Annotated in this window: 19 protein-coding genes, 1 tRNA gene, 1 other RNA gene and 1 pseudogene; 10 read left to right on the forward strand and 12 right to left on the reverse strand. The window is 67.6% G+C overall.

Translation table 11 applies throughout. The features are described 5' to 3' along the window. Nucleotides 1-56: 56 nt before the first annotated feature. Nucleotides 57-203: pseudogene (locus HCX50_RS04315) on the reverse strand (trehalose-6-phosphate synthase); the annotation flags it as partial. Nucleotides 204-269: 66 nt separating this feature from the next. Continuing rightward, entirely contained in the window at nt 270-1,532 is a 1,263-nt protein-coding gene (locus tag HCX50_RS04320; RefSeq protein ID WP_167633151.1) for an MFS transporter, read from the reverse strand. 227 nt (nt 1,533-1,759) lie between these two features. Here HCX50_RS04320 and HCX50_RS04325 point away from each other — a divergent pair, with 227 nt between their 5' ends. Next, the gene (locus HCX50_RS04325; protein WP_237682344.1) at nt 1,760-2,965 is read left to right on the forward strand and encodes an aminotransferase-like domain-containing protein; all 1,206 of its coding nucleotides are present in this window, start codon (nt 1,760-1,762) and stop codon (nt 2,963-2,965) included. A gap of 9 nt (nt 2,966-2,974) precedes the next feature. After that, nucleotides 2,975-3,274, forward strand: a complete 300-nt coding sequence (locus HCX50_RS04330; protein WP_029263584.1) for a hypothetical protein — start codon at nt 2,975-2,977, stop codon at nt 3,272-3,274. A 24-nt stretch (nt 3,275-3,298) separates the two neighbouring features. Here HCX50_RS04330 and HCX50_RS04335 read toward each other — a convergent pair whose 3' ends face one another. Genes HCX50_RS04335 through HCX50_RS04345 form a run of 3 tightly spaced genes read right to left on the reverse strand, consistent with a single transcriptional unit; the run spans nt 3,299 to nt 5,919 of the window. After that, nucleotides 3,299-4,483, reverse strand: a complete 1,185-nt coding sequence (locus HCX50_RS04335; protein ID WP_167633152.1) for an acetyl-CoA C-acetyltransferase — start codon at nt 4,481-4,483, stop codon at nt 3,299-3,301. After that, nucleotides 4,476-5,144, reverse strand: a complete 669-nt coding sequence (locus HCX50_RS04340; RefSeq protein ID WP_205828788.1) for a CoA transferase subunit B — start codon at nt 5,142-5,144, stop codon at nt 4,476-4,478. Before HCX50_RS04340 ends, HCX50_RS04335 begins: the two co-directional genes overlap by 8 nt. A 1-nt stretch (nt 5,145) precedes the next feature. After that, the gene (locus tag HCX50_RS04345; protein ID WP_167633153.1) at nt 5,146-5,919 is read right to left on the reverse strand and encodes a 3-oxoacid CoA-transferase subunit A; all 774 of its coding nucleotides are present in this window, start codon (nt 5,917-5,919) and stop codon (nt 5,146-5,148) included. Between the two features lie 105 nt (nt 5,920-6,024). Here HCX50_RS04345 and HCX50_RS04350 point away from each other — a divergent pair, with 105 nt between their 5' ends. The 4 genes from HCX50_RS04350 to HCX50_RS04365 all read left to right on the forward strand — a co-directional run bounded on the left by HCX50_RS04350 (nt 6,025) and on the right by HCX50_RS04365 (nt 9,070). After that, nucleotides 6,025-6,813, forward strand: a complete 789-nt coding sequence (locus tag HCX50_RS04350; protein ID WP_091033453.1) for an IclR family transcriptional regulator — start codon at nt 6,025-6,027, stop codon at nt 6,811-6,813. A 36-nt stretch (nt 6,814-6,849) separates the two neighbouring features. Then, entirely contained in the window at nt 6,850-7,287 is a 438-nt protein-coding gene (locus HCX50_RS04355; protein ID WP_167633154.1) for a MarR family winged helix-turn-helix transcriptional regulator, read from the forward strand. After that, entirely contained in the window at nt 7,284-8,513 is a 1,230-nt protein-coding gene (locus tag HCX50_RS04360; RefSeq protein ID WP_167633155.1) for an MFS transporter, read from the forward strand. Before HCX50_RS04355 ends, HCX50_RS04360 begins: the two co-directional genes overlap by 4 nt. Before the next feature lie 74 nt (nt 8,514-8,587). Then, the gene (locus tag HCX50_RS04365) at nt 8,588-9,070 is read left to right on the forward strand and encodes a YbaK/EbsC family protein (RefSeq protein WP_167633156.1); all 483 of its coding nucleotides are present in this window, start codon (nt 8,588-8,590) and stop codon (nt 9,068-9,070) included. A gap of 111 nt (nt 9,071-9,181) precedes the next feature. Here HCX50_RS04365 and HCX50_RS04370 read toward each other — a convergent pair whose 3' ends face one another. After that, entirely contained in the window at nt 9,182-10,735 is a 1,554-nt protein-coding gene (locus tag HCX50_RS04370) for a DUF5979 domain-containing protein (protein WP_167633157.1), read from the reverse strand. A gap of 255 nt (nt 10,736-10,990) precedes the next feature. Continuing rightward, a tRNA-Lys gene (locus HCX50_RS04375) sits at nt 10,991-11,063 on the reverse strand. A gap of 154 nt (nt 11,064-11,217) precedes the next feature. Here HCX50_RS04375 and HCX50_RS04380 point away from each other — a divergent pair. Both HCX50_RS04380 and HCX50_RS04385 read left to right on the forward strand, forming a co-directional pair. After that, a complete protein-coding gene (locus tag HCX50_RS04380) occupies nt 11,218-12,015 on the forward strand; it encodes an inositol monophosphatase family protein (protein ID WP_337748981.1) in 798 nt (265 codons plus the stop codon). Nucleotides 12,016-12,034: 19 nt separating this feature from the next. Further along, a complete protein-coding gene (locus tag HCX50_RS04385; RefSeq protein ID WP_167633159.1) occupies nt 12,035-12,601 on the forward strand; it encodes a hypothetical protein in 567 nt (188 codons plus the stop codon). 24 nt (nt 12,602-12,625) lie between these two features. Here the strand turns inward: HCX50_RS04385 and HCX50_RS04390 are convergent, their stop codons facing one another. Next, on the reverse strand, nt 12,626-15,487 hold the full coding sequence (locus HCX50_RS04390) for an HAD-IC family P-type ATPase (RefSeq protein ID WP_337748982.1): 2,862 nt from the start codon (nt 15,485-15,487) through the stop codon (nt 12,626-12,628). A 231-nt stretch (nt 15,488-15,718) separates the two neighbouring features. After that, nucleotides 15,719-16,088: a transfer-messenger RNA gene (gene ssrA, locus HCX50_RS04395) on the reverse strand. Between the two features lie 141 nt (nt 16,089-16,229). Here ssrA and HCX50_RS04400 point away from each other — a divergent pair. Continuing rightward, complete coding sequence (locus HCX50_RS04400; RefSeq protein ID WP_091033470.1) at nt 16,230-16,895, forward strand: SIMPL domain-containing protein; 666 nt, start codon at nt 16,230-16,232, stop codon at nt 16,893-16,895. 5 nt (nt 16,896-16,900) lie between these two features. Here the strand turns inward: HCX50_RS04400 and hflX are convergent, their stop codons facing one another. Further along, a complete protein-coding gene (gene hflX / locus HCX50_RS04405; RefSeq protein ID WP_167633160.1) occupies nt 16,901-18,412 on the reverse strand; it encodes a GTPase HflX in 1,512 nt (503 codons plus the stop codon). Nucleotides 18,413-18,482: 70 nt separating this feature from the next. On the opposite strand from hflX, the gene HCX50_RS04410 reads away from it, so the two are divergent. Continuing rightward, nucleotides 18,483-19,130, forward strand: a complete 648-nt coding sequence (locus tag HCX50_RS04410) for a class I SAM-dependent methyltransferase (RefSeq protein ID WP_167633161.1) — start codon at nt 18,483-18,485, stop codon at nt 19,128-19,130. Between the two features lie 54 nt (nt 19,131-19,184). Here the strand turns inward: HCX50_RS04410 and dapF are convergent, their stop codons facing one another. Both dapF and HCX50_RS04420 read right to left on the reverse strand, forming a co-directional pair. Then, a complete protein-coding gene (gene dapF / locus HCX50_RS04415) occupies nt 19,185-20,057 on the reverse strand; it encodes a diaminopimelate epimerase (RefSeq protein WP_167633162.1) in 873 nt (290 codons plus the stop codon). 72 nt (nt 20,058-20,129) lie between these two features. After that, complete coding sequence (locus HCX50_RS04420; protein WP_167633163.1) at nt 20,130-20,669, reverse strand: dihydrofolate reductase family protein; 540 nt, start codon at nt 20,667-20,669, stop codon at nt 20,130-20,132. Nucleotides 20,670-20,688 lie beyond the last annotated feature (19 nt).

The following is a 20,688-nucleotide window of genomic DNA, read 5'->3' on the forward strand; positions in this document are numbered from 1 at the left end:
ACCGTGATCTACACTGGCGCGTTCGTAGGCAGCGTCAGATGTCTATAAGAGACAGCCCACGCGCCGTGCACGTTGCGCATCATCGGCTCGAGGGCGGCGACGAGCCCACCGGGAGACGTGCGCCAGACTTCCTCGCCGTCAGGTCCCTCCACCCGGTCGACCGGCAGGCGGTTGGCGACGACGACGAAATCTGCGGCGGTCAAGTGGGACTCCTCACATCAACGATGGAATCCAACCTACCCAGGATCACGGAATACCGTCGCCCGAGGTCAGGCGGTCACCGACGAACGACCTCGCCTCTCGCCGCTGAGAACCCAGTTCGCCACTCCCGCTCCGAAGGCGATGAACGCGGCGATCATCGGCAGCAGGAGTGCGGCGGATGTTCCGACGTTCTCGGCGATCTCGCCGGCCACTGCCGCACCGATCGACTGCCCGACCACGACGCCGGAGCCCAGCATCGTCATCACCGTCGCCGAACGTCCACGCGGGCTGCGGGCGGCACCGAAGCTGTATTGCGTGACCAGGGTGGGTCCGATCCCGATTCCCATGATCGCCAGCGCCAGCATCATCGTGCCGGGCGAGTCGACGAGGCCGAGCAGGAGTGTTCCAGCCAGCAGGATGCCGGAGAAGACGAGCCACCGTGCGCGCATCGAGAACGACGGAGGAAGCCAGGCGACGCCCAGCGCGAGCACCGCCGACCCGACGCCCATCACGCCGTAGAGCAGTCCGGCCTGCTCGGGCGCACCGCGGTCCGCCATGAACGACGTCAGCGACGTCAGCATCGTCCCGAAGAAGATCCCGACGCCCAGGATGCCGAGGACGACGATGAGCAGCTGCGGCCGGAACAGCTCCGAGACCGCTGACGGGGCCCTGCCGTCGGCGTCGCGGTCCTGCGACACGTGACGTCCGCTGGGGTGCAGCGCGAACGCGCCGACGAAGACGACGGTGAGCACGGCGGCGCCCACCAACGGGGCCCAGGGCGCGAATGCGGACGCCAGGATGCCGACCAGGAAGGGGCCGAAGACGAAGACGGTCTCATCCGCCGCGGACTCGTAGGCCATCGTCCCGGAGACGGTCTTCGCGCGGCGCGCCTCCGGCATCCGATCGGCGATGATCGTGACCAGACGTGAGCGCGAGAGCGGCGCGACCTGCGGTGCCGTGGCGCCGATCCCGACCGCCGCCAACAGCACGAAGCCGTCTGCGGCTCCCCCGTAGACCACGAAGGTGAAGAGCAGGAGCATCGCGCCGTTGGCCAGTGCGAGCACGACCAGGACCACCCGCTGGCCGAACCGGTCGGCGGCAGCACCGAGAAGGGGGCCGAAGCACGCCGTTCCCAGACCGACGGCGGCCGATGTGAGCCCACCCAGCGAGAGCGAGCCGCGGGCCGAGACGACGACGGTCAGGACGCCGACGACCATCATGGCGAACGGAAGTCGCGCGATGAAGGCGATGAGGAAGTAGGGGAATCCGGCGAGACGGAGAAGGCTCGGGCTCGGCTCGGTGATCTGCGGGGGTGCTGATGCGCGTGTCATGGCTCTCGCGCGTCGAAGACGCGATGTCGGGTGCCGCCGCTGTCCGCCGGGGATGCCGACGGCCGGTAGATACACGGTTTGTGCGGCCGCGGGCGAGCCGCGACGACCCCAGGATAGCGGATGCGCCCGGGAAGCAGCCGGGAGATCGGTGTTTCGAGACGGGTCTATCCTGGGCGACACCGCCGCACCGCTGTCCCCGCACTCACTCCTCCGAGGAAGAACCTCCGTTGACCACTGCCCCGCATGCCGCTGCCGCCGCACTCGCCCTCCCTCCGCGTTCGCAGCGCGCAGGAAACGCCAAGACCTCGCCGGTGCGCGACCTTCTCGCACTGACCGAGCGCCCGGAGGTCATCTCGTTCGCCGGCGGCCTCCCCGCGCCCGAGCTGTTCGACGTCGTCGGCATCCGGGCGGCGTTCGACGCGGTCCTCGACTCCCCCACTGTGCTCCAGTACTCCACGTCCGAGGGAGACGCCCGGCTCCGGGAGGAAGTCGCCCGGCGCTACTCCGCGGACGGATTGCCCACCGCGGCATCCGACCTCATCATCACGACGGGTTCGCAGCAGGGGCTCGGCCTGATCTCGACGACGCTTCTCGATCCCGGCGACACGATCCTGGTCGAGGAACCGTGCTACCTCGCGGCCCTGCAGACCTTCGCGCTGGCCGGGGCTCGGGTCATCGGCGTCCCCTATGACGGCGACGAGCTGGATCTCGAAGCACTGGACCGGCTGGCCGCCGAGCACAGCCCGAAGTTCCTCTATACGGTCCCCACCTTCCAGAATCCCACCGGACGCACGCACGGACTCGATGCCCGTCGGCACATCGCCGCCATCGCACAGCGGCGGGGGTTCCGCATCGTCGAGGACGAGCCCTACCGCCAACTGCGGTATTCGGGTGAGACCCTCCCCTCACTGGCCGAGCTCGCACCGGAGCACGTGATCGGCCTCGGCAGCTTCTCGAAAGTGATCGCCCCGGGACTGCGCATCGGATGGATCCGCACGACCCCTGATATCCGCCCCGCTGTGACGATCGCGAAGCAGGCCGCCGACCTCCACACCTCCACCATCGACCAGGCCGCAGCTGCCCACTACCTCCTCTCGGGTCGTGGGGAGCCCGCGCTCACGCGCATCCGTGAGGCCTACTCCGCCCGGCGCGACGCGATGCTCGACGCCCTGCCCACCGTTCTGCCGACCGGCAGCACCTGGAACCGTCCCGACGGCGGCATGTTCGTCTGGGCACGGCTGCCTGAGGGTATGGATGCCGCCGAATCGCTCGGACGCGCCCTGGCCAACGACGTCGCATACGTGCCCGGTGCCTCGTTCTACGCGGGAACGCCCGATCTGCGGACGCTCCGCCTGTCTTTCACGACCTACTCCCCTGACAGGATCAGGGAGGGCTTGTCAAGGCTCGGTACGACCTGGGGTGCGGGAAGGTAGCGTGGGGGCATGCGCTACCTCTTCAGCACCGGACTCGTCGCTGCGATCTCTGCAGGGGTCTCGCTGCTACGCGGCACCCGCGAGCAGCCGATCACCTGGCGCTCCCTGCTGTCCTGGCTGAGCTGGGGCATCACGATGGCGCTCGCCGTCGGCGCGGTGATCGACATGAACCGCGAGCGACGCGGGGTGCTCGTCGACGCCGACTCGCCGCAGTCGGTCAAGAAGGCGAAGAAGGCTCAGCGACTCCAGTTCCGCTCGCAGAAGGCCCTCGCCGACACTCAGGATCACGCCAAGGACGCACGGCACTGACACCGTGCGCCCCGAGCGCATCGTTCACCGTGTGAGGATCAGCGCCTCGCCCTGACCGCCACCGCCGCACAGCCCGACGGCGGCCGTTCCCCCTCCGCGACGCGCGAGCTCGTGAACGGCGTGCACCACGAGTCGGTTACCGGATGCGCCGATCGGGTGCCCGATCGCGATCCCTCCGCCGTGGATGTTCACGATGGCCTCGTCCAACCCGAGCTCGACCTGCGAGCGGGCCACGACCGCACCGAACGCCTCGTTGATCTCCACGAGATCGAGGTCCGAGGGGGCGATGCCCTGCTTCTCGCACGCGCGCTCGATCGCGCGCGCCGGCTGGGCCTGCAACGAGTTGTCGGGACCGGCTGTCTGGCCGCTGGCGCCGACGGTGGCAAGTACCGACCAGCCCTTGGTTTCGGCCGCGCGCCGCGTCGTGATGACCACGGCCGATGCGCCGTCGGAGATCTGTGACGAGTTCCCCGCCGTGATCGATCCGCCCTCCGCGAAGGCCGCCCGCAGACCGCCGAGAGTTTCGACGGTGGTGTCGGGGCGCACCCCTTCATCCTTCGTCACGCGAACCGGCTCGCCCCGGCGCTGGGGCACGGCGACGGCGACGATCTCGGCCTCGAACACTCCCGCTTCCTGCGCCGCGGCCGCTCGTTGATGCGACAGTGCGGCCACGCGATCCTGCGCCTCCCGAGTGAGCTCGTATCGCTCGTTGTGGCGCTCCGTCGACGCGCCCATGCTCTCCCGGTCGTAGGCGTCGGTCAGACCGTCGTAGGCCATGTGATCGAGCACCTCGACGCTGCCGTATGTCCAACCGTCGCGGGACCCCATCAGCATGTGCGGTGCCCGCGTCATCGACTCCATCCCGGCGGCGACGACGACGGACGCGTCGCCGGTACGGATCATCCGGGCGGCGTCGATGATCGCGGTCAAGCCCGACAGACACACCTTGTTCACGGAGTGGGCGGGAACGTCCCAGCCGATCCCGGCGCCGATCGCTGCCTGCCGAGCAGCATTCTGGCCGGAGCCTGCCGCCAGCACCTGTCCGACGATCACCGCGTCGACATCTCCGGGGTCGACGGAGCCCTGCTCCAGCGCGCCCCGGATCGCGAAGGATCCGAGTTGAGGAGCGGTGAAGGCCCCCAGCTGGCCTTTCAGTCGCCCCTGCGGGGTCCGGGCGGCGGCGACGATGACGATGTCGTTGTCAGTCATGGTGCGAGGTCCTTTCGTGGAGGAGATCCGGATGGATGGTGAGCGTCGGCTGGGTGGCGGCGATGACCTCGTCCACGCTCACTCCGGGGGCTGTCTCGACGAGCGTCAGCCCCTCGGGGGTGACGTCGATGACGGCCAGGTCCGTGATGATCCGGTCTACCACGCCGCGACCGGTCAGCGGCAGCGAGCACTCGTCCACGATCTTGGGCGATCCGTCCCTGGCCACGTGCTCCATCAGAACGATCACCCGAGCGGCACCGTGCACGAGATCCATGGCACCGCCGGGACCCTTCACCATCTTGCCCGGGATCATCCAGTTCGCGAGATCACCGCTCGTCGAGACCTGCATCGCGCCGAGGATCGCGGCGTCGATCTTGCCGCCGCGGATCATCCCGAAGCTGGTGGCCGAGTCGAAGAACGCCGCACCGGGCAGGGTCGTGACCGTCTCTTTGCCCGCGTTGATGAGGTCGGGGTCCACGGCGTCCTCGTGCGGATAGGGCCCGACGCCGAGAATCCCGTTCTCAGATTGGAGCACCACCGTGATGTCGCTCGACACGTGGTTCGGAACGAGCGTCGGCAGGCCGATTCCGAGGTTGACGTAGGAACCGTCCTCCAGCTCGGCTGCCGCGCGGGCCGCCATCTGGTCTCGTGTGAGTGCCATTTCAGGCTCCTTCCACGGCGACGGTGCGTCGCTCGATGCGCTTGGGGATGTCCGTGCCCACCTCGACGATGCGATGCACGAAGACACCGGGAAGATGGATGCTGTCCGGATCGAGGTCGCCCGGCTCCACGAGCTGTTCGACCTGAGCGATGCAGATGCGTCCGGCCATCGCGGCCAGCGGGTTGAAGTTGCGCGCCGCCTTGTTGAAGACGAGGTTCCCGTGGCGATCGCCGCGGGAAGCGTGCACGAGCGAGAAGTCCGTGGTGATCGCCTCCTCCAGCACGAAGTCCGTCGGCGAGCCATCGACCTCGAATGTTCGGACGTCCTTCACCGGGGAGGCGACGGCGATCGTGCCGTCCGCGTTGTACCGGCGGGGCAGCCCGCCTTCTGCGACCTGGGTGCCGACACCCGTCTGCGTGTAGAAGGCCGCGATCCCCGATCCCCCGGCCCGGAGCTTTTCGGCCAGCGTGCCCTGCGGCGTGAGTTCGAGCTCGAGTTCGCCGCTCAGGAACTGACGCTCGAACTCCTTGTTCTCCCCCACGTACGACGACGTCATCTTGCGGATGCGCTGCGCGCCGAGCAGGACCCCGAGTCCCCAGTCGTCGACCCCGCAGTTGTTGCTCACGACGCTGAGGTCTTTCGTGCCCTGCTCCAGCAGGGCTTCGATGAGCGCGATCGGGTTGCCGGACAACCCGAAGCCACCGACCGCCAGCGAGGCTCCGTCCGGGATGTCGGACACGGCGTGCGCTGCCGAGTCCCATTGCTTGTCGATCACGTCTGCTCCTTCGAAATCGTGCCTCACTCCAGCATCCGCTCTTCGGTCCGTGGCGCAACCGTCGGGTCTTGCCATGTGGGCAGATACGGAGATAGCGTCCACGATATGGAATCGACCGCGCGCTCCGTCCCCGGCGCACAGGCCATCGCTCGGGCCGCGCGCCTGCTCCGGCTCGTGACGGCCGCCGGTGCGGACGGCGCCTCCCTCCAAGATCTCGCACGTGCTGCCGAGCTGTCGCGCTCGACCGCCCATCGCTTGCTCAGTGCACTCAAACTCGAGGGCCTCGTCGACCGCGACGAGGACAGCACCCGCTGGATGCCCGGCCCCGAGCTGTTTCTGATGGGCTCGGTTGCCGCTGCGCGCTACGACGTGACCGCCCTCGCGCGGGACATCGTCCGGTCGCTGGCGGTCAAGACTGAGGAGAGCGCGTTCTTCTCCGTGCGGCGAGCGGATGAGACGGTGTGCCTGCTTCGGGAGGAAGGCTCCTTCCCCATCCGCTCCTTCGTCCTGAGCGAGGGCGTGAGGTTCCCCCTCGGCGTCGCCAGCGCGGGTCTCGCAATCCTGGCGTTCCTCCCTGACCATGATGTGGACACGTATCTGGAGCGGCACCCCGACCTCGAGAGCGCGTGGGGGCCCACACACCGCCCCCGCGCGCTGCGCACCCGATTGGCCGAGACCAAGGAACGCGGATACGCCGTCAACCCCGGCTTGATCGTCGAGGGCAGCTGGGGCATCGGCGCCGCGGTCTTCGATCGATCCGGACGCCCGGAGTGGGCGCTCAGTCTGACCGGAGTCGAGTTCCGCTTCGGTCCGGATCGGATGGCGGAGCTGGGTCGAACCCTGTTGGCGCACGCCCATCAGCTCTCGGCGCGGATAGCGAACGCCCGACGTTAGAAGTAAGTACATACCATCTGGTATATACTCGATGGTATGAATCGTTCGGATGTCGTCGCATCACTGGTGCTCTCCGGCTACGCTCTGGGCCGCATCGCGGCGCAGGATGCCGGCAACGACGCGCCCGCCGCGCAGTGGCGGGTGCTGAGCCTCCTCGAGCAGGAGGGTGCCAGGCGCGTGGGCGAGCTGGCCGCCGCAGCGCGTACCACTCAGCCCGGCATGACCCGCCTCCTCGGCATGCTGGAGCGTGAGGGGCTCGTGCTCCGCTCCCCCGACCCGGACGATTCGCGAGCGACCGTCGTCGACATCACCTCTCAGGGCGCTGCCGCCGTCGCTGCCTGGCGCGCAGAGTTCCGCGAGATCCTCGCGCCGCGGTTCGCCGCGCTGAACGACGACGACTGGTCCGCTCTCACCCGCGCGGCGGAGATCCTCGCTGCGCACACCGCCACGGAACGAACAGGAGAATCTCGGTGAACAACACCGCCACCCCCTCGGTGTGGAAGCAGCCGGCGCAGGTCTGGGCCGTCGCCTTCGCATGCGTCGTCGCCTTCATGGGCATCGGACTCGTCGATCCGATCCTCCCCGCGATCGCGGAGTCGCTCCAGGCGTCGCCGGTGGAGACCGAACTCCTCTTCACCAGTTACCTGTTGGTGACCGGCCTCGCCATGCTGGTGACCAGCTGGATCTCCAGCCGCATCGGCGCCAAGACCACCCTGCTCATCGGGCTCGCGCTCATCGTCGTCTTCGCCCTCCTGTGTGCTCTGAGCGGCAGCGTCGATGCCGTCATCGGCTTCCGTGCCGGCTGGGGACTCGGCAATGCACTGTTCATCTCGACCGCCCTCGCGACGATCGTCGGGTCGGCATCCGGCGGGAGCAGCGCCGCGATCATCCTGTATGAAGCGGCACTCGGCCTCGGCATCGCTGTCGGCCCCCTGCTCGGCGGCCTCCTCGGCGAGCAGAGCTGGCGCGGCCCGTTCTTTGGCGTCGTCGTGCTGATGGCGATCGCCTTCGTCGCCGTGCTCGTGCTCTTGCGCGGACCGGGCGAGAAGCGGGTACCGGTGCCCTTCTCCGCCCCGTTCTCGGCGCTCCGACGCCCCGCCCTCGCGATCCTCGCGGTCGCCGCACTGTTCTACAACATCGGCTTCTTCGTGCTGCTGGCGTTCTCGCCGTTCCCCCTGGGCTTCGGCGCAATGGGAATCGGGTTCACATTCTTCGGCTGGGGGGTCGCTCTCGCGGTCACGAGCGTCTGGGTGGCGCCGGTGCTGATGCGCCGCATGCCGCGCACGCGGATCATCCTCGTGGTGCTCCCTCTGCTCGCACTCGACCTCGTCGCCGCCGGGCTCGTGGTCGGGAACGCGGCCGCCCTCGTCACCTGCATCGTCATCGGCGGTCTGCTGCTCGGTGTGATGAACACCGTGCTGACCGAAGCGGTCATGGAGGCGACGGACCTCCCCCGCTCCGTCGCTTCCTCCGCCTACTCCGCGGTGCGTTTCCTCGGTGGCGCGATGGCTCCTCCGATCGCGGCGCTCCTGTGGCACGCGTTCAACGCGACAGTGCCATACCTGTTCGCGGCGGCGTCTGTCCTCATCGCAGCGCTGACGGTGTTCCTCGGCCGGCGCGTGCTCGCGCACATCGACGACGAGCCTGAAGACGCCGCCGCTGAGGATGCCGCGGCGATCCTCGTGGGCGACGCCGCCTGAGGCGTCATGTCGGTGCCGGATCGGCCGCTGACGCCCGATCCGGCACCGACATCCCCCTCCGATATCGTGGGGCGATGAGCGAAGAAACGCCCCTTCCCGAGCGCAGCAGACTCGTGCAGCAGCACCTTGTGGATGCAGGGGTCGACACCACCATCCGCGTCCTGCCGGACTCGGCGCGCACCGCGGCGGCCGCGGCCGCGGCGATCGGATGCGACGTCGCCGCTATCGCCAACAGCCTCGTGTTCATCGCCGACGGAGAGCCGGTTCTCGTCATGACCAGCGGCGGCCACCGGGCGGAACTCGCCGTGCTCACCGCCAGCATCGGCGCGCGCGAAGTATCGATGGCACCGGCGTCCGTCGTCCGCGCGGCCACCGGCCAGGCCATCGGCGGCGTCGCACCGGTCGGACATCCGACCCCGCTGCGCACCTTCCTCGACGACGCGCTCCAGCGCCACGACGAGCTGTGGGCGGCAGCCGGCCACCCGCACACCGTCATGCCGCTCACGTTCGACCAGCTGCGACTCATCACCGGAGGCACGGTCATCGCCGTGGCTTGAGGCTGACCCACGACCTACGGAGGCGGTCTGCAGCCGCGTGACTCCCCACCACCGCCGCGGGGCCGACGCCGCGGAGCTTCTGCTCCGACGACATCGACCCCAGTGCCCGGATCAGCCCTGGGTCTCGCGTCGTCGAGCGCGTACGGCGGCCAGAGTGGTGAGCGCGACGCCGAGCAGAAGCGCGCCACCGGCGCCCCAGAGCATGACCGCCGGCACATCGCCACCGGTCGTGGCGAGGGAACCGGCGGTCAACGGCAGCTCCGTCGGAGGCGTCACATCCGTCGGCGGCGTCGCGGGAGTCTCCGGCGTGGGAGGCGTGGCCGGCGGCACCACTGGCGGCTTCGCCGTCGCGGTGTTGGTGAGCGTGATCGCGAGCGTCGAACCCCCGTAGACGGTGATCTGTGCCCCGCCGTCTGCGGTCGCGCGCACTCCGGTGCCCGAGAACACCGGCGCACCCCATTCGATGCCGTCGATGGCCGGCGGGGTCAGCTCCTCGAGCGTGACAACGGTGCCGGCGGGGAGGCGAACGGGAGCGGTCGTCGCTCCTGCGATCACGGCGATGGTCTTCTCGACCGCCGGGTCGCCGTAGCTGTAGCGGACCGTGTACTCGGCGTCGGCCGGCACATCCGTCGCTCCGGAGCCGCCCACAGCCTTGGTCAGGGTGAACGCACCGGTGGCGGTTCCGTCTCCGGTGCCGCCACCCGTGACCTGCCATACCTCTCGGTCCTGCAGCACCACTCCGTTGACGTTGGCGACATTGCTGAATGAGGTCCCGTCCGCCTGAGTGCTCGGTACCGTGAAGTACTTGACGAAGTACATCCGCGCGGGATCGATCGCACCAGGGATCTCGAGATGGAACGCCGTGCCGTCCTCGTTCCACGCACCCGCCCAGTTCGTGATCGTCCGGTAGTCCTGCTGGTCGGCGTCGGTGCTCCAGACCACGAGTTGACCGTCTTCGTTGTGGTGCTCGGCGACCTCGCTGTTCGGTGCGGTCAGCACGTCGTCGACGATGATCGACTCGACCCCGGGAAAGCTGGACCCCGGAAGCTCGATCTGCCACGCGATGTTGCCGTCGTCCGTCTGCCACGACACCTTCTGAGGTTCCGTGGGCAGCGGCGCCACAGGCGTGATCCCACCCCCGGGGGTCTCGACCCGGGTGGTCTTGCCGTCGATGACGAACTCCAGAGTCGTTTCCGTGCTCTGCTCGTCCGCGCTGGCGAGGAACCACAGCGAGCCGTTCACGCCGGTGCGGCCGTTCACGTAGTCCGTGAGGGTGCAGGTCACGACCGGTGCCGCGTCGCTGCTGACGGCGCACTCGGCGACGATCTCCGTCGGGTCCTCGGTCGCGGGGACCGAGAATGACAGGCCGGACCGAGCGAATTGGCTCGGAAGCGTAAACCCGAACGTCTCGCCGCCGAGAGCGCCATCCGGCACCGACCAGTCCGCGCCCACGCGCACCTGATCGAATTGCGCCAGAGTCTCATCGCCATCCACGGTGGTCACCGTGATCGATGCGGGATCGATGGCCGCCGGATGGTCGTACTCGGCAGCGGTGGCCGCGGTGGCGCCCATGCCCGTCACCACAGCGGTGAGTGCCGCCGCAGCGGCGGCGACGAGCGTGATGGATGTGCGGCGCGATCGCGCGCGCCGATTACGTCTGTACACGGTGTTCCCCAGTTTCTTGTCGAAGCCCCACCGCCTCGGCCGTGCTGCTTCGCAGCGACGCATCCGACGGCGATGACGCGGTTGTCCCCGTGTGAGAGACGGCGTCGACAAGAGCCCATTACGCGGTATAGCGGCATTCTCTGAAAGTCCTCAGAAACCTGGACTTCGCCGGGCTATCCGGATCGACAAGCGGACCGCGTGCACAAGAAAGCAGAAAAGCCCCAGAAACTGGCGAGAGTTTCTGAGGCTGATCCGTGCACCCCCTCGGACTTGAACCGAGAACCCACTGATTAAGAGTCAGTTGCTCTGCCGATTGAGCTAGAGGTGCGTGGCCCGGGATAACCCCGACCGAGGAATTACATTACCAGCCGACCGGCCCCATGCGAAATCGAGGCGGGCCCGGGCGTGCCGGTCTCCGTCGTGCGCGGAAACATGGCCCTTCGGCCCTCAGCGCCCGCTATTCGGCCGACTATCCTGAGAGCGTGACCGCCTCCCCTCACACTGACGACCTGCGCAGCGATATCGCCCTCGCGCTCCGCCTCGCCGACGCCGCCGACGCCCAGTCGCTCCCGCGTTTCGATGCGGCCGACCTCGAGATCTCGACCAAGGCCGACAACTCGCATGTCACCGACGCCGACCTCGCGACGGAGCGTGCGATCCGCACCATCCTCGAAACCGAACGACCCGACGATGGCATCTTCGGTGAGGAGTTCGGCGCGCAGGGCGGCACGCATCGCCAGTGGATCATCGACCCGATCGATGGCACGGCCAACTTCCTCCGCGGCGTTCCCCTGTGGGGCACGATGATCGCCCTGGCGATCGATGGCGTTCCCCAGGTCGGTGTCGTCAGCATGCCGGCACTCGGCAGACGCTGGTGGGGAGCCACCGGCGAAGGCTCCTGGACGGCCACCGAGGGCGATCCCCGCCGACTCCAGGTGTCCGCCGTGTCATCGCTCGACGATGCCAGCGTGAGCTTCCAGAGCATCGCGCAGTGGTCCGACGCGGGACGGCTCGACAGTCTGCTCAGGGTCGCGGCACGCGTCTGGCGGGATCGCGCCTACGGCGACGTGTACTCCTACATGCTTCTCGCCGAGGGACGGATCGATATGGTCGCCGAATTCGACGTCAAGGAATACGACATCGCCGCGGCCGTGCCGATCATCCGGGAGGCCGGAGGGCGGATGACCGCCGCCGACGGAGCCGAGACGATATCGGCGCGCTCGACACTCGCCACCAACGGCACGCTCCACGAAGAGTTCCTGAAGCTCATGCACGACTGATCCGAACCATGAGGCCACGATGACCCCCCGCATCATGACCGCCGCAGCAGGCTCACTGTTGCAGCTCGTCGCTCTGACAGCGTGCGGAGCACCTGCGGATCCGCCGGCCTCACCCACATCGAACGCCGTCGCTCCAAGCCCGGCACCGAGCCCCGAGCCGGTGAACTCGAGCGTCCCGGAGGCTCCTGCCGAGCTCACCTGCGAATCCATGATCTCGGCGGGAACGGTTTCTGTGTTCACGGATATGGGATGGACCGCGCAGTCGAAGGAGTTCGTCGTCGGCGGGGTGGAGCTCACCAACGGGCTGCTGTGTTTCTGGGCCGACTACAGCGTTGCGTCCGACCACGGCCAGCTCTACGGGTGGGCGGCTCTGAGCATGGAGGAAGCCACTCAGGCTCAGGAGGGTCTGCTTGCTGAGGGGTGGAAGCGGGAAGCAGGCGCGGACGGCGTGTACGTCACAGAGGATCCGCGGTACGCGATGGGTCTCGATGAGGACGGCTACGGGATGACCTATCTGTTCGGCGACGGATGGGTGCGGTTCGCCGACACGCGGCAAGGACTGATCCTTGTCGAATGGACCGACTGAGCGCCGCTCGAGGTCACGACGTCACTACGGTGCCGCGCTCCCCATCGAACTCTCGAGGACGGGCCGGAATCCCCGGGCGACCGGTGGGGTCCAGAGCAGGACGACGATCAGGGCAGCGACCACGGCAGTGGCGGCTGCTCCCCAGTCCCACCGATCTCCGAAGACGAGCACGATCGCGCTGAGTGCGATCACGACCCCGAGGAAGATCGTGAGCAACAGCCGCGAGAGACCACTGCCCCGGCGGATACCGGCCGCGACCGCGAACACGAGAAGACCGAACAGCGCGATGGCCGCGCCCGTGAGCGAGAACGCGGAGGCGCTCACGTCCGGGTCGTAACGTCCGAGGAAGACCAGGATGCCGAAGCCCGTGGCGAGGACTCCGAATACGTAGGAGAGCACGGCGACCGTGGTCGTGATGACCGTCGCCAGGCCACGATCGACTCCGATGCCCGGCTCGGGTGCTCGCGCGGGCGCCGAGGCCGGCTCCTCTCTCAGGACGAGCCGACGATGCACGATGCGCACGACCTCGATCGCCGCGATCATCACGATCGTGATCCCGGTGAGCGCGATCGCGAGGTCTTCCCCCGGATCGACGAGGACGAAGAACTGTCGCGCGAGGGGAAGCGAGAACACGGCGATGAGCAGGATGAACATCGCACCCACGACCAGCACCTTGAAGCGGTTGAGGGGGCGGGCGAGCACGGCGAGCACCCAGATGCCGACGACGGCGAGGATGACGGTCGCTCCGGTGCGCAGCTGCTCCTCGTGCGCGTCGAGCCCGCGCGCGACGAAGGTGAACCACGTGAGACCGAGCGCCACGATGATCCCCGAGGGAATGGCGAAGCTCAACGATCGCCGGAGGAATCCGGGCACATAGCGTGCCGCGTTGGGCATGAGCGCGAGGAAGAACGCGGGGATGCCGATCGTGAGGCCGTCGGTGATGGAGAGCTGACGCGGGAGGAACGGGAACTCGAGCACGAACACCCCGAAGATGATCGCGAGAAGTGTGGCGTACACGGTCTTGTTCAGGAAGAGCATCGAGACGCGTTCGATGTTCGCGATGACCTGACGTCCTTCCGCGACGACATCGGGCAGGTGCGAGAACTGCCCGTCGAGCAGCACCAGCCGCGCCACCGCCTTCGTGGCGGGCGAGCCCGAGTTCATCGCGATACCGATGTCGGCGGCCTTGATCGCGAGGGCATCATTGACGCCGTCTCCGGTCATCGCCACGGTGTGCCCGCGGCTCTGCAGGGCCGAGACCATGCGCTTCTTCTGCTCGGGTGAGACGCGTCCGAACACCGTGTGCGTCTCGAGCACGTCTGCCAGTTCGGCGTCATCGTCAGGAAGACGACGTGCATCGAAACCCTCGGTGACGTCCACTCCCACCTCACGCGCGATCGCCGCGACCGTGCGCGGGTTGTCACCCGAGATGATCCGGATCCCGACATCCTGCCGGGCGAAGTACTCGAGGGTCTGTGCGGCGTCGGGGCGCACCTGCTCGCGGAAGGTGAGGACGATGGCCGCGGCCACACCACCCGGAAGCCGCTCGGCATCCACATCAGCCTCGGACAGCGCCGATTCCGAGTGACCGAGGACCAGTGTGCGACGGCCGGTCTCTGCGAGGGCGGTGACCGAGCGTCCGAGTTCGGTCTCGTCCGATGTCGCGGCATCGCCGAACACCATCTCCGGTGCACCCATCACCCAGGTCCCGGCGATCTCGTCGAAGGAGACCGCGCTCCACTTGCGCACGGACGAGAAGGGGATGTACTCCGCGACCGTGAGCGGAGACGCGGCCGGATACGCCGCTCGCATCGAGCGCGCCGTGGCGTTCGCATCCGGAGACGCGGCGTACCAGCCGAGCGCCGCCGCTGCCGCCTCCGCACGCTCCGATGTGAGGCCGGCGAGTCCGTGGGCTTCGTCGAACCCGATCTCCCCCACGGTGAGGGTGCCGGTCTTGTCGAGACACACGACGTCGACCCGGGCGAGCCCTTCGACCGCGGGCAGCTCATTCACCAGAACCTGCCTGCGCGCCAGTTTCGACGCACCGACGGCGAATGCGATGCTCGTCATGAGCACCAGTCCGAGGGGGATCATCGCCGTCAACGCGGCGATCGTGTTCACGACGGCCTGGACCCAGGCGCCGCTGGAGAACACGGTGGCGTACCCGCCCGTGACGATGATCTGCGCGTTCAGGACGAGCAGCCCCACCGGTCCGATCACCCAGCTCACCCACTTCAGTACTCGGTTGACCGACGAGCGGAGCTCGCTGGAGACGAGCGAGAAACGCTTCGCTTCACCCGCGAAGTGGTTGGCATACGAGTCGGCACCCACACGCGTTGCCTGCGCGGTGCCCTCCCCCGCGACGACCACCGCTCCGGAGAGCGCCTCGTCGCCCGGCTGCTTCTCCACCGGGTCGGACTCGCCGGTGAGCATCGACTCATCGATCTGCAGCCCGCGCGCCGTGAGTATTCGGGCGTCGGCCGGCACCTGCTCGCCGGCTCGCAAGACCAGCACGTCGTCGAGGACGACCTCGGTGGGGGCGACCTCCGCCTCCGCACCTTCCCTGAGCACCAGGGCGCGCGGTGCATTCATCAGCGCCAAGCGGTCGAGAGCAGACTTCGCTCGGAACTCCTGAACACAGCCGATGATGGCGTTCGCGAAGGCGGCGAGCCCGAAGAGCGCATCCTGCCACCGCCCGACCAGGAAGAGGATGAAGAAGCACGCGAAGACGATGCCATTGAACAGCGTGAAGACGTTCGCACGCACGATGCTCCATGCGCTGCGGCTCGTGTCCGCCACGAACGCGTTCGTCTTCCCATTCGCGACGCGTTCGGCGACCTCCGCTCGGGTGAGACCGGTCGCGACAGTTTCGGGGGTCGATTCCACAGACCTCAATATAGGTCCCCCGTCGAAACGAGCGGAGGTCTTTCGCGCTTCCTCGACGTGTGTATGGTCCGTGCCTGTGATCGCGCTCACCGCAGCAGCGCCCGAGTATGCGGATGCCGTGCTGACGGTGCCGTACACACAGACGGTGGAGTGACACCCGGGTCCGCACACGAAGAAGCCCCGTGACCTCCTGGTAGGAGTGCACGGGGCTTCTTTTCAGTGACAGCGACCTGGTGGAGCTGGGGGGAATCGAACCCCCGTCCAACGCTGAGTCTCCACGCCTTCTCCGGGCGCAGTCTGTGAAGACGTTCTACTCGGCTCCGACCTTTGTCACAGACACCTAAGTCGACAAGCCCAGCCTGGGAAGAGTCCCACGTGACGTCCAGACGCCATCACGCAGCAAGATTCCTAAATGACGCCAGGATCCGTATCGGAATCACATACGGCCTGACGGACTATCGGGCTCGCTTATGCAGCGAGGGCGAAGTCGTTGCGCTTGGTTTCGGCAACTATTTTTTTGCAGAGAGCGTTAACGAGATAACTCTGCATCCTCGGCCCGCTTCTCGTGGATTCACAGGCGCTGTCGAAACCGATCAGCCCCGTGGTCCTTCTCTCGAAGGAGCCGCTGTCACACTGTGGAATTACCATCCCGGGCGACGAACACCCGAGCATCACAGACTACAACGTTCACCGGCTCTCCGCCATTCCGCAGGTGCCCGGAGTGCTGGCGTAGAGTCGGCGCATGAGCGAAGTCACCGTCACAGTCCGCGGCGAACACGAGGCGCGCATCGCGCCGGAGCGCGCCACCATCCGGGTCAGCGTGCGGGCGGAGGGCTCGGAGCGCACGACGGTCGTCGAGCACGTGATGCGGTTGGCCGAGCCCGTGCGCGGCAGCATCACCGAGCGGGCTGACGCGGGCAGCGTCGTCGACTGGACCAGCAAACGACTCTCCGTGCGAGCCGAGCGTCCCTGGAACAACGACGGGAAGCGCCTCGCCCCCGTGTACTACGCGAGCATCGACTTCACGGCGACGTTCGCAGAGGCGTCGGAGCTGTCGATATGGGTTTCGGACGTCTCGCCCTGGGACGGCGTCGAAGTGGGCTGGGTGGACTGGCACCTCACCCCTGTGACCCGAACACAGGTGGAGCGCGAGGTGGCCGCCGAAGCCGTCAGCGTCGCCGTGACTCGCGCCAAGGCGTATGCGGGGGCTCTCGGACTCGACGAGGTCACGCCGCTCGAGATCGCCGATGTCGGCCTCATCTCGAGCGGACAGCCGATGCCGGGTGCACCGATGATGAAGGCCCGCGGAGGCGTCGCATTCGCCGCCGACGCAGCCCCGGCCATGGAATACGAGCCGGAGGAGATCATCATCTCCGCGACGGTCGAGGCGCGCTTCCTCGCCCGCTGAGCCCGTCAGCCTTCGACGGTGAAGGGCGCGAGTTCTGCCGCGAGGCGTTCGGACACCCGTGCGTGCACAGCGGTGCCCGCCTCTCGATGCTCCACCTCGAGGAGCATCCCCGTCTCATGGATGGCTGCCACGAGGTCACCGCGGTCATAGGGGATCACCGCGTGGATCTCGATCGCGGGCTTCGGGAGGGCTTCCTCGATGACGGCACGCAGCTCGGCGATTCCCTCACCGGACCGCGACGACACGAAGTGCGCATGCGGCTGCAGACCGCGGAGCACCAGGCGCTCGTCGTCATCGATCAGGTCAGCCTTGTTGAAGACGACGATCTCGGGCAGATCTCGCACGCCGACATCGCCGAGTACGTCGCGCACCGTCTGCAGCTGCCCGGCCGGATCGGGGTGCGACGCATCGACGACGTGAAGCACCACGTCCGCCTCTCCGACCTCCTCCAACGTCGAGCGGAAGGCCTCGACGAGCTGATGCGGGAGGTTGCGGACGAAACCGACGGTGTCGGTCAGCGTGTAGACACGGCCGTCTTCGGTCTCCGAACGGCGCACGGTCGCGTCCAACGTCGCGAACAGCGCGTTCTCGACCAGGACGCCGGCACTGGTGAGCGCATTGAGCAGACTCGACTTGCCTGCGTTGGTGTAGCCGGCGATCGCCACCGAGGGGATGGTGTTGCGTTTGCGCTCCGCACGCTTCGCTTCACGAGCCGGTCCGAAGTCACGGATCTGCCGACGGAGGAGCGCCATCTTGGTGCGGATCCGTCGCCGATCGAGCTCGATCTTGGTCTCACCGGGGCCACGGGATCCCATGCCCGCACCACCGGCGCCGACCTGGCCACCGGCCTGGCGACTCATGGAGTCACCCCAGCCACGAAGACGAGGGAGCAGATACTCGAGCTGGGCGAGCTCGACCTGCGCCTTGCCCTCCCTGCTCTTCGCGTGCTGGCTGAAGATGTCGAGGATCACGGTCGTGCGGTCGATGACCTTCACCTTGACGACATCCTCGAGCGCGCGTCGCTGGCTCGGCGCGAGTTCGGTATCGGCGATGACTGTATCGGCTCCGACGGCAGCGACGATGTCCTTGAGTTCCTGCGCCTTGCCGCGTCCGAGATACGTGGCAGCATCCGGGTGGGGGCGACGCTGCAGCACGCCATCGAGCACGACGGCACCCGCGGTCTCGGCCAGTGCGGCGAGCTCACGCAGCGAGTTCTCGGCATCCTCCTGCGCACCCTGCGGGTACACACCGACGAGGACGACGTTCTCCAGGCGAAGCTGTCGGTACTCGACCTCGGTGACGTCCTCGAGCTCTGTCGAGAGTCCACCGACGCGGCGAAGGGCGTGACGGTCTTCGAGATCCCATTGAGCCCCGTCCGTGCTGGTGTGCGCAGCGGTCGACTCGTCCTGCAGCGCCTGCGCTGCCCCGAACACGTGCACGTCGGAGCGCTTCTCTGCGTTCGCGAGCACGCGATCGACCGTCTCGTCGCCGTTGGAGGGTGTCGTGGTATCCGTCATCCGTTCCTTGTCTCTGGGGGTTTTGTAGCGAGCCTTAACCTTAGCCCGCGCTGTCCGGTACGCTCACCGTATGGGGTCAGACCACTACTTCACTGCGGCCCCGGCAAGCCCCGAGAATCTGCGCAGGATCCGTGTATCACTCGCAGGCCGAGAGCTGGAAGTCACCACCGCCGGTGGCGTCTTCAGCCCGGATCGGCTGGATGCCGGCACTGCAGTGCTTCTCGCCAACATGCCCCCGGTTCCCCCGGGAGGCAATCTTCTCGACCTCGGCAGCGGCTGGGGCCCCGTCAGCATCTCGATGGCCCTCGCCGCTCCGCATGCGACGATCTGGGCCGTCGATGTGAATGAGCGGGCCCTCGATCTGGTGCGCCGCAACGCAGCATCCCTCGGGCTCACCAATGTCAACGCATCTCTACCCGACGATGTTCCCGAGCACGTCTCGTTCCGCACGATCCGTTCGAATCCGCCCATCCGCGTCGGCAAGAACGAACTGCACGGGCTGCTCGAGCGGTGGATACCGAGGCTCGACGAACGCAGCGATGCCTGGCTCGTGGTCCAGCGCAATCTCGGCGCCGATTCGCTGCAGCGCTGGATCGGTTCCACGTTCCAGCCCGGATACAGCGTCTTCCGCACCGCCACGGGCAAGGGCTACCGCATCCTCAAGGTACGCAAGCACGGAACGCCGCCGACCGAGCCGATCACACTGTACGGACTCTGACCGCTTCGATCTTGAGCGGGCCGCCCCGGCGACGATGAGGCCATCCGGCTTCGGTCAGAGCAGTTCGATCTCTCCGCTGAAGACGAGTTGAGCCGGACCCGACAGGGCGACGTGCTCTCCGTCTTCTGCCGGGAACATCCGCACTCCGAGCGTTCCTCCCGGCACCTCGACCTGCCAGTTGCTCGGGGCGTTCTCCCCCGCCCAGTAGCGGACGGCGAGTGCGGTGGCAGCCACACCGGTTCCACAGCTGAGGGTCTCACCGACGCCGCGCTCGAACACGCGCATGCGCACGTGCCCGACTCCGTCACGAACCAACGGCTCGCCCGGAACCACGAACTCGACGTTGGCACCGGCGGGCAGAACGGGATCGAGGTCCGGCGCACGGTGCAGGTCGAGCAAGCCGAGCTCGTGCTCCGACGCGATTGCCACGATCACGTGAGGATTGCCCACATCGATTCCGAGACCAGGACGCGTGACCGGAAGACCGTCGACCCGCACCAGCGGATCGTCGCCGGAGAGCTTCCACCGGCCGAGGTCGACCTGGTATCCAGTCGCGCTGCGCGTCACGTCGCGCACACCGGCGCGGGTACCGATCGGGAGCGTCGCTCCCGGTTCGATGGTCGCGAGACCTGCCCGTACGAGATAGTGCGCGAAGACCCGGATGCCGTTGCCGCACATCTCCGCGATCGACCCGTCGGCGTTGCGATAGTCCATAAACCACTCGGCTGCGGGTTCCTCCGCCAGCGCTGCAGCACCGTCGGCGATGGAGGCCGACCGCACGACCCGGAGGATGCCGTCGGCACCGATCCCGAAGTGGCGGTCACACAGCACTGCGACTTGCTCCACCGTGAGATCGAGCGCCCCGTCGGGGTCGGCGATGATGATGAAGTCGTTGCCCGTGCCGTGACCCTTGGTGAATGCGACCATGCTCCCCAGTCTAGAGAGCGCGGCCATACCGCGGAGACGCCGCGCATCCCGCCACGGAAGCGTTCGACGAAATCACTCCGCGGCTCCGGCCGAGACGACGGCGTAGCGACCGCAGAGGAAGTTGCGGTTTCGCGCGACCTCGAGAAGTTCGAGGTCGAGCCGTCGCGGAAGCAGCGGTGCGCCGGACCCCAGCGTCACCGGCGCGTACTGAATCCACACCTCATCCAGGAGGCCCGCGTCTGCGAACTGACCGGCGAGGTCTCCCCCACCGACGATCCAGATGTCCTGATCTGCGGCGGCAGCGAGCATGTCGGCGTGCACGCTCCGCACGTCGCTTTGTGTCAGCCGCACATCAGCGCCCTCGGGGAGCGGGATCTCGCGGTGCGTGAACACCCAGGTGGGCTGACTGTAGCCCCATCGTCCTTCTTCGTGCTTCATCACCCATTCGTAGGTCGACGAACCCATCGCCAGCGCGCCGATATTCTTCTCGAAGGCGTTATAGCCCATCGGTCCGTCGGGATCGACGTCTTGCGTGAGCAACCAGTCGAGCGAGTGCTCGTCGGTCGCGATGAATCCGTCAAGGCTGGATGCGGTGAAGAAATGCGTGGCCATACCGTGAGCTTCGCACCGG

It is taken from the genome of Microbacterium sp. B19(2022) (assembly GCF_012030385.1).
Taxonomy (GTDB): domain Bacteria; phylum Actinomycetota; class Actinomycetes; order Actinomycetales; family Microbacteriaceae; genus Microbacterium; species Microbacterium oxydans_B.